General features: G+C 27.3%; 10 protein-coding genes and 1 pseudogene. 8 read left to right on the forward strand and 3 right to left on the reverse strand.

The window, feature by feature from the left end:
* Position 1 precedes the first annotated feature (1 nt).
* From ACI389_RS08225 to ACI389_RS08255, 7 genes and pseudogenes are all read left to right on the forward strand, one after another.
* Positions 2–400 carry an MATE family efflux transporter gene (locus tag ACI389_RS08225; protein ID WP_439781047.1) on the forward strand — a complete coding sequence of 133 codons (399 nt, stop codon included), beginning with the start codon at positions 2–4 and terminating at the stop codon, positions 398–400.
* A gap of 50 nt (positions 401–450) precedes the next feature.
* Positions 451–1380, forward strand: a complete 930-nt coding sequence (locus ACI389_RS08230; protein WP_439781048.1) for an MATE family efflux transporter — start codon at positions 451–453, stop codon at positions 1378–1380.
* Positions 1358–2002, forward strand: a pseudogene (locus ACI389_RS08235) (HAD family hydrolase). Before ACI389_RS08230 ends, ACI389_RS08235 begins: the two are co-directional and overlap by 23 nt.
* A 132-nt stretch (positions 2003–2134) precedes the next feature.
* On the forward strand, positions 2135–2515 hold the full coding sequence (locus tag ACI389_RS08240) for an arsenate reductase family protein (RefSeq protein ID WP_439781049.1): 381 nt from the start codon (positions 2135–2137) through the stop codon (positions 2513–2515).
* A gap of 363 nt (positions 2516–2878) precedes the next feature.
* Positions 2879–3250: a winged helix-turn-helix transcriptional regulator gene (locus ACI389_RS08245; protein ID WP_439781050.1), complete on the forward strand. Its 372-nt coding sequence runs from the start codon at positions 2879–2881 to the stop codon at positions 3248–3250.
* A 120-nt stretch (positions 3251–3370) separates the two neighbouring features.
* Positions 3371–4648 (forward strand): serine--tRNA ligase, encoded by a 1278-nt coding sequence (serS, locus tag ACI389_RS08250; RefSeq protein WP_439781051.1) that lies wholly within the window; start codon positions 3371–3373, stop codon positions 4646–4648.
* A gap of 31 nt (positions 4649–4679) precedes the next feature.
* Positions 4680–5312, forward strand: a complete 633-nt coding sequence (locus ACI389_RS08255) for a flavodoxin family protein (protein WP_439781052.1) — start codon at positions 4680–4682, stop codon at positions 5310–5312.
* 886 nt (positions 5313–6198) lie between these two features.
* Here the strand turns inward: ACI389_RS08255 and ACI389_RS08260 are convergent.
* Positions 6199–6438, reverse strand: a complete 240-nt coding sequence (locus ACI389_RS08260) for an aldo/keto reductase (RefSeq protein ID WP_439781056.1) — start codon at positions 6436–6438, stop codon at positions 6199–6201.
* Entirely contained in the window at positions 6434–7342 is a 909-nt protein-coding gene (locus tag ACI389_RS08265; RefSeq protein WP_439781053.1) for an aldo/keto reductase, read from the reverse strand. Before ACI389_RS08265 ends, ACI389_RS08260 begins: the two co-directional genes overlap by 5 nt.
* A 98-nt stretch (positions 7343–7440) precedes the next feature.
* On the opposite strand from ACI389_RS08265, the gene ACI389_RS08270 reads away from it, so the two are divergent.
* Positions 7441–7878, forward strand: coding sequence for a MarR family winged helix-turn-helix transcriptional regulator (locus tag ACI389_RS08270; RefSeq protein ID WP_439781054.1), 438 nt, complete (start codon positions 7441–7443; stop codon positions 7876–7878).
* A gap of 104 nt (positions 7879–7982) precedes the next feature.
* Here ACI389_RS08270 and ACI389_RS08275 read toward each other — a convergent pair whose 3' ends face one another.
* The gene (locus ACI389_RS08275) at positions 7983–8300 is read right to left on the reverse strand and encodes a cupin domain-containing protein (RefSeq protein WP_439781055.1); all 318 of its coding nucleotides are present in this window, start codon (positions 8298–8300) and stop codon (positions 7983–7985) included.
* Between the last annotated feature and the right edge of the window lie 337 nt (positions 8301–8637).

Here is an 8637-nt window from a genome sequence, read left to right on the forward strand (position 1 = left end):
TATGAAAACTAATGAAAACATTGAATCTATTTTAGGCAATCCTAGAAAAGCAATTAATAAATTAGCTTTTCCCACTATATTTTCAATGTTTTTGATGTTTTTAAATAATTTAATTGATAGTTTTTGGGTTGCAGGAATTAACGGTGAGGCTCTTGCAGCATTAGGATTTATATCTCCTCTTTATTTAGTTATCATTGGTCTTGGAACAGGTATTGGTGCAGGTACTAATTCTTTAATATCACGATATCTTGGAGCAAAAAGAATTGATGATGCAAATAATGCGATAATGCACTCAATAATTTTAACGTTTATCATTTCAATCATTGTTTTAATTGTCGGTATTTTCTTTTTAGATGATTTAGTAATATTACTTGGAGCAGGTGATGTAAGCATTGCTTAAGTTATGGTAAAATCATATTTTTACTAAACATTGTATTTTTACTACCTATTGTGATAGCTAGCATATTTAGATTAGAAGGGGATGTTAAAAGAGCAACCAATCCATTAATTTTAACAGTTATTTTAAACATGATTTTAGATCCAATTGTTATTTATGGTTTAAATTTAGGTATTTTTGGAGTAGGACTTGCAACAGTAATAGCATCATTTATAGGGTTATTATGGATGTTTTACTTGATTTATATTAAAAAAGACACATATTTTAAGTTCAAATTCTCAAACTATAAAGCAAAACTTGAAATATATAAAGAAATATTAGTTGTTTCACTTCCAGCAGGTATGGAAGAAATTATATTTTCTATAGTTGCAATAATTCTGAATTATTTAATCATTATGACTTCAGGGGTTAGTGAGGTTGCAGCTTTTACAATAGCTTGGAGATTTATTTCAATGGCATTCTTGCCATGTATGGCAATAGGAATTGCAACAATCACTGTATCAGGTGTTGCTTACGGAGCTCGTAACTGGCAAAATTTTAATGAAACAATTAGATATTCTACATTAATTAGTTTAATCATTACATTAGTCTTTACTGTGGTATTTTTATTATTTGCTCATCCAATTTGTGATGTTTTTAATTTCACATCAAACAATTCTGAACTAATTAATCGCTCAGCAGAGATTCTGCAATTATTAGTATTTTATAATTTTTTAATTCCATTTGGTGCAACTGCAGGTTATGTTTATCAAGGTGTTGGTTCAGGGTTCAAGTCTTTTGGTTTAACAGTGCTTAGAGAATTGATTTTAAGTATTGGAATTGCTTATTTAATTGGAATTACCTTTGGCATGGGAATATTTGGAGTATATCTTGGGTCTATAATTGGAATGAGTATCGGTTCATTTATTGGATTTGTATGTATTTGGATTTATAACTTAAAATTTAAAAAGGAGTGTCTTTATGAAAAAACTTGCAATTTTTGATTTTGACGGGACTTTATTTAACTCAATAAACGATGTTATTATCTGTTTTAATAAAGCATTATCAATTAACAATTTTCCCACATTAAGCTATGATGAATATCTGGGAATATTAGGTGGAAACATTGATGATCTAGTTTCATTAAGTCTAAAAGATAATAACACACCTTAAAATAGGGAGTTTGTCAAAAAAACTTATAACTCTATTTATTTAGAATCTGATAAGGAAAATTCTATTCCTTTTGAGGGAATGCATGAAGTTTTATATCAATTACAAGAAAAAGGAATAATTCTTACGATTAATTCTAATAGGGAAAATGGGTCTATTATAAGTTTTGTGGATAAATATTTTCCAGACATTAAATTTTCAGCTATTGAAGGACATAATCCTGATTATCCATCAAAGCCCCATCCTTATGGGATTAATAAAATATTAAGTAAATTGAATATATCAAAAGAGGATTCATTATATATTGGGGATTCTAAAACAGATATAAAAACAACTCAAAATGCTAAAATAAATTGTATAATTGTTAAATGGGGTTATGGAAATCAAAATGACTATGAAAATGAATATTTATTGGATGTAGTTGAAAAACCATATGAAATACTTAACTATTTCTAAGCTAATTATATAATATATGAAATTAAAATAGGAGGGGTAATATGTTAAACATACTCTTATTGAAGCATTATTAATATATGAAGATATGATTATTCATTAATTATTTTAAATGGTATTTTCATATTTTATATCATGGTATCAAAAAAGTATGAGATAACTAAATTATTATTTGTTCAATATCCTAAATGTTCTACATGTAGAAAAGCTAAAAACTGGTTAAATGACCATGATATAGAATATGAATCTAAACATATTGTGGAAGATAATCCTACAGCTATTGAATTACGTAAATGGTGGGAAATATCTGATTTACCTCTTAAAAGATTTTTTAACACTAGTGGTATGAAATACCGTGAATTAAAGTTAAAAAACAAAATCCCTGAACTGTCAGAAGAGGAACAGTTAAATCTCCTAGCTAGTGATGGTATGCTTGTTAAAAGACCGATAGTTGTTGGGGATGATTTTGTTTTAGTTGGTTTTAAGGTTAAGGAATGGGAAGAAAAATTGTTATAAATTAAAAAAATATAAAAGAGAGATGGTAAGAATTTTTTGAGGTATTAATTGTAAAAGGGAATTATAAGTAAGGTTTTATTAAAGCTTAATGCTTTTTTCAAAAAATTCTTTTGAAAATCCCATGATTATTCTTTTCTCAATTTTGTGTTATTAATGGAGGAAAAAGGTGTGTTTTCATGTTCATTTCTTTTAATTTCTTGATTTATTTGCCATCTCTGAAAGATACAAATTTTGTACTTTCAATTAAAACATATGTGAATGATATTTAAAAACTTATGGTAACCTTTTACTCACTATAATAGTTAACTTTATATGTCTCAAAAATAATCCATTATTAATAATAATTTTATTGGAGTTTTTATTATGAATGCGAATGCTCAATTAATGAATTTCCCAATAGATAATGTAATTCAATTAATTAGGAAAAAATGGGTTGTACAAATTATAAATGATTTATTCTTTGGTAAATCCCGTTTCCATGAATTTAAAGAAAATAAACCTAAATTGTCTAACCGTGTATTGAGTAGTTGTCTTAAGGACATGGAACACAATGGTTTAATTCGACGTATTGTAGATAAATACGATAAAAAGAATGTTAGGTATTATCTAACAGAAAAGGGGTTGTCATTAAATAAAATCATTTATGAAATGGCAATTTTCAGTGTAGATTCAGAAAACTACACAGACAAAACCAAAACTGAATTAAAAACAGTTTTTAAAGAAAAACTTTTATAAATTTTTTCTATCTTTTTTTTTATTTTAACTATTTTTCACTAGAATTTTTAGACTTAATCATTAAATTTAAAAAACAAAAAAATCATATTATATATTGATTAAAAAATTAGGGGACAAAAATTGTTAGATATAAAATTATTCAGAGAAAACCCAGAAATTATTTTGGACTCTGAAAAAAAGAGATTTAGAGATACAACAAATGTCGAAAAGGTAATTGAATATGATAATTTATGGAGAGAAGGTGAAAAGAAACTCAATTCACTTAGATCTGAGAAAAATAAATTATCAAAATCATTTAAAAAAGCTAAACAAGAAGGCAACTTTGAAGAAGTAATAGCTAAATCCAAACAAGTAGCTAATGATATTAAAGAGTTAAGCGCTAAAAATGATGAATATCTTAAGCTTAGAGATGATTACAGGTACAAAGTTGGGAACATTGTTGATGAAGACGTTCCAATATCAGATACTGAAGATGATAATGTAGTAGTTAGAACCCATGGGGAAATTCCAGAATACGACTTTGAACTCTTAAACCATGTAGAATTAATCAATAAAATAGACGGTGCAGATATTGAAACTGCAGCAGAAATTGCAGGAGCTCGTTTCTACTACTTAAAAAGAGATATATTACATCTAAACCTTGCATTAATTCAATTTGCATTATCTGAACTTGAAGTTGAAGGATATATTCCTATGCAAACTCCTTTCTTTGTAAAAGGGGAAGTTGCAGCTGAAACTTCAGAACTTGGTGAATTTGAAGAAACATTATACAAAGTAGAAAATGAAGATATGTACTTAATTGCAACTGCAGAACAAACATTAGCAGCTCTTCACAGAAACGAAATCATATCTCCTGATGAATTACCATTAAGATACTGTGCACTTTCAACATGCTTTAGAAAAGAAGCAGGATCACACGGAAAAGATACTTTAGGAATATTTAGAGTTCACCAATTTGAAAAAATCGAACAATTTATATATTCAACACCTGAAGATTCTAAAAATCAACATAAACACTTAATGGAAGTCACTGAAAGAATATATCAAAAATTAGGTATTCCATATCAAGTAATAGCTATAGTATCATCTGCTCTAAACGATAATGCTTCTATTAAATATGACCTTGAAGCATGGTTCCCTGGTTCTAAAGCATTTAGAGAATTAGTCTCATGTACTAACTGTAAAGATTACCAAGCACGTAAAACAAAAACACGTTACGGTAGAGCAGGTTCTGGAGATGCTCAAATCCTTCACACATTAAACAGTACAGCTATTGCAACTGAAAGAACCATGTGTTGTATTTTAGAAAACTACCAACAAGCTGATGGTAGTATTAAAGTTCCTGAAGTGTTAGTCCCTTACATGAATGGAAAAACAATTATAGAAGCTAAATATTAGCTTCTTTTTATATTGCAACAGGTGTTTTTTTATGAAAGCTATTGTGATTAATGCAAGTCCAAGAAAAGAATGGAACACTGCTGAGATATTGCAATCTGCTCAAAAAGGAGCAGAATCCGTTGGAGCCCAAACAGAATATTTCAATTTATATGATTTAGTCTTTACAGGTTGCAGAAGTTGCCTTGCATGCAAACTCAAAGAAAAAACCAAAGGAAAATGTTACTGGAGAGATGATTTAACAAAAGTCATCGAGAAAATTCTAGATGCAGATGTATTACTTATTGGATCTCCAATTTACTTTGGACAACCTACAAGTGGATTTAGAGCATTAATTGAAAGATTAATATTCTGCATAACTTCATATGATGATGGATCAAGCTATTTTACAGGTAAAGTAAATGTAGGAATATTCTATACAATGAATGCTCCTCTTGAGTTCTATGAACAGTCCATGAAAGAAAGCTTATCAAGTACAGAATTTTTATTCTCATTTTTAAACGGGCAAATTGTAACATATCCTGTTTGCGACACAATTCAAGTTAGTGATTATTCTAAATTCAACATGGCTGGTTTTTCACAAGATGCAAAGGAAAAACAATGGATTATGCAATTTCCTAAGGATTTAGAAAAAGCTTTTGAAATTGGAGCTAATTTAAGTAAATAGATAATTTTTAGTTTTAAATGTTTGAATAATGTGAGTTATTATCATTGAAATTTTTTTCTTTTTTTAATTATCTTATTTTAACAGTTAGTGATGATTTAAGTTTTTTTCAACTTCTTTTTTTTATTTCACTTACTTATTGCTAGTTTCTAGTTGAAATTTAATTAATTCATGTTATATTCCATAAGATATATGGTTCTTTAAATTTATATTATATGGAAAATAATAAGTATGTTTAAATTGAATATATGGTGAAGAAGAAATAATTGAAACTAAATGTTCAAATAGAATTAATAATGTGGAAATCCTTAATCAGGCCATTATTAACTTTCAGTTTTTACTTTTTAATCCAATAATCATGTTTGATAATAATCATTGTTTTTTCCTGAAAAATAGAAATCCTTAGGCAACTAAATAATAGATGAATATGGATGAGTGAGAAAAATCGAAAGACAAGAATTCATTGCATGGCTCGGAAATACTGCTCCAAGCCATATATTGCACTAAAATTAATGATGGGGTAAATCCCTATCATTAATATAAAATTTTAAATATATTATTATTTATATTTTTCTAAGAAAAAAATAAGGAGGCTGAAAAAACATGATAAGTACAGTAACCCTAATATGTGCAATAATAACATTAATAATGTTACTTACTGCATACAACAGAAACAATAACATGATACTTCTATGATTAATTTCAATAGCATTATAACATTTCAGATTCTATTTTAGGATCAAAATTCTATGCTGATAATATAAGTCAGGACAATCAATATTTAATCTATTTAAAGTACCTTCAATTGATTTTCTAATAGTATGGGGGGAGAACAGGAACAAGTGAAGTTCCATCATGTTATTACAAATTTACTGGTTATTACAACATCCTATCTAAATGAGTCAATAGCTAGACCTAATAATTCCTCATTATCACTGATTTTCCCATTAACTGTTTTTCCAACATGGACTTCTGCAGTATCAAAGAAATTATATTCTGTTTTAATGGATTTTTTTAAGAAATTTATTTTATCTTCCTGTGGTATTACATCACCATATGCATGTGTTAATCCCATACATCCAAGACCAATAGGATTTACATATAAATCTGTTTTTCTAATCTTTTTAATTCATTTTACCTTTTTTTTGTTCTAAGTCTGCTCTTTGTTGTTTTTTTTTAACTTCAACCATTTCATCAAACCATTCAACCATTGATGGATCTGTATGATCAAAGAATAAACTTGTTGAATCATCTAATGCTTTTATTTCACTCATATCTTCGTCAGTTAAAGTGAAATCAAATACCTCAAAGTTTTCAATCATTCTTTCTTTATGTGTTGTTTTACAGTTTATAACAATTTTTCTTTGGATTAACCATCTTAATATTACTTGTGCTGCTGTTTTGTTGTATTTTTTACCAATATTTACTAAAGTTTCGTTAGTAAACATTCCTTTTAATCCTTCACCAAATGGTGCCCAAGCTGAAGTTGTAATTCCATATTTTTCCATATTTTCTTGTGCAGTGTATTGTGCATTTAGTGGATTACATTCAATTTGGTTAACAGCAGGAATTATTTTTCTTCCAAATAAACAGATATCTGTTATTCTATCTGGATAAAAGTTAGAAACACCAATAGCTTTAACTAATCCTTCTTCATATAACTCCTCAATTGCTCTGTAAGCACCATAATAATCTGCAAATGGTTGATGTAATAATACTAAATCAATATAGTCAAGGTTTAATTTTTCTAATGATTCAAAAACTGACTTTCTACATTTATCATAGCCATAATTTTCAATCCAGACTTTTGTAGTTATAAATAATTCTTCACGAGGAACTCCACATTCAGCTATTGCTTCACCAACTTCTTTTTCATTAAAATAGCTTTGTGCAGTATCAATTAATCTATATCCTGTATCGATTGCATCTAAAACTGCTTGTTTTGTTTCTTCTTGAGGAATTTGATATACACCAAATCCTAAAATTGGCATTTTAACTTCATTATTTAATGTTACATATTCTATAATTTTCACCTATACTATATTATGTATTGTTGTATTATATAACTATTTCCTAATGAAACATTTTCTAAGTGAAATATTTTTATATATGTGAAAATAAAGTAATATCTATGAATCTACCTGATCAATTTAAAAAAGAAAATTTTGAAAATATCTTAATATATCATTATGTAGAAGAGTTAGTGGGGGATTTTAGAGAATATATAAAAGAAAACTATTTGGATGAAGAAATCACAATATCAGATTTACCTTTTTTACTCAGAATAAGATTTAAAGACAATAGCACACAAAAGGACCTTGTTAAATTGTTTCGTGTAAGTAATGGTTATGTATCTAAAATACTAAGAAAATTTGAAGACTTAGGATTTATCACAAGAAAAGAAGATCCAAATAATAGGCGAAGAAAAATTGTTAAATTAACACCAAAAGGCATTGAAAAAACAGATGAAATATTAACTTACATTATCAAATGGGAAAAAGAGCATAATATGGATAAAAATGAATTAAAAACATTAAAACAATTATTATTTAAATTTTTAAAAAGTTGATTTTTAATCAACTTTTATAATTTTAAATATTCTTCATCTTCTACAGGTTCACACCATTCATTTGAGGTGTCTTCTCCTGGAACTTCAATAGCTATATGACTAAACTAAGAGTCTTTTTTTGCTCCATGCCAATGTTTTACATTAGCAGGTATTTGAACAACAACACCTGGTTTTAAGCTTTGAGCATCTTTACCTTCTTCTTGATACCAACCTTCACCTTCAGTACATAGTAAAATCTGTCCACCACCTTTTTGTGCATGATGAATATGCCAATTATTTCTGCATCCAGGTTCAAAAGTTACATTAGCTACTAACATTGGACAGTCGGAATCTGTAAGTATGTTTAAGTAGCTTTTTCCTATAAAATATTCTTCAAATGCACTATTTTCTGCTCCAAGTCCAAAATCACCACCTTTTATCATTTTAATCACTTCTCTTTGTTAAAATTATGATTTCAGTTTCAAAACTATCTAATGCTTTTTTAAGTATATAAATCTGAAAAATTGTTCTTAGAATATATATTTTTAATATATATTGGTTGAGTTTATATAAAATTTATTATCATTACTGAAATAGATAAATGAGTTCTTATTTAATGAAAAATAATCGATATACATATTAGATAATTTAATAGTGAAAAAAAGCTAGAAATTCTAAAATCTACAATATTTTTTATTTTATAAAATTAGTTTAAAAAAATTAAGAATGTTTTAAGTTAAATTAACTCAAAACATTATAGATAAATTTATTTTTTACGTT

The sequence above is a fragment of the Methanobrevibacter sp. genome (genome assembly GCF_051877095.1).
In the GTDB taxonomy this organism is placed as follows: Archaea; Methanobacteriota; Methanobacteria; order Methanobacteriales; family Methanobacteriaceae; genus Methanocatella.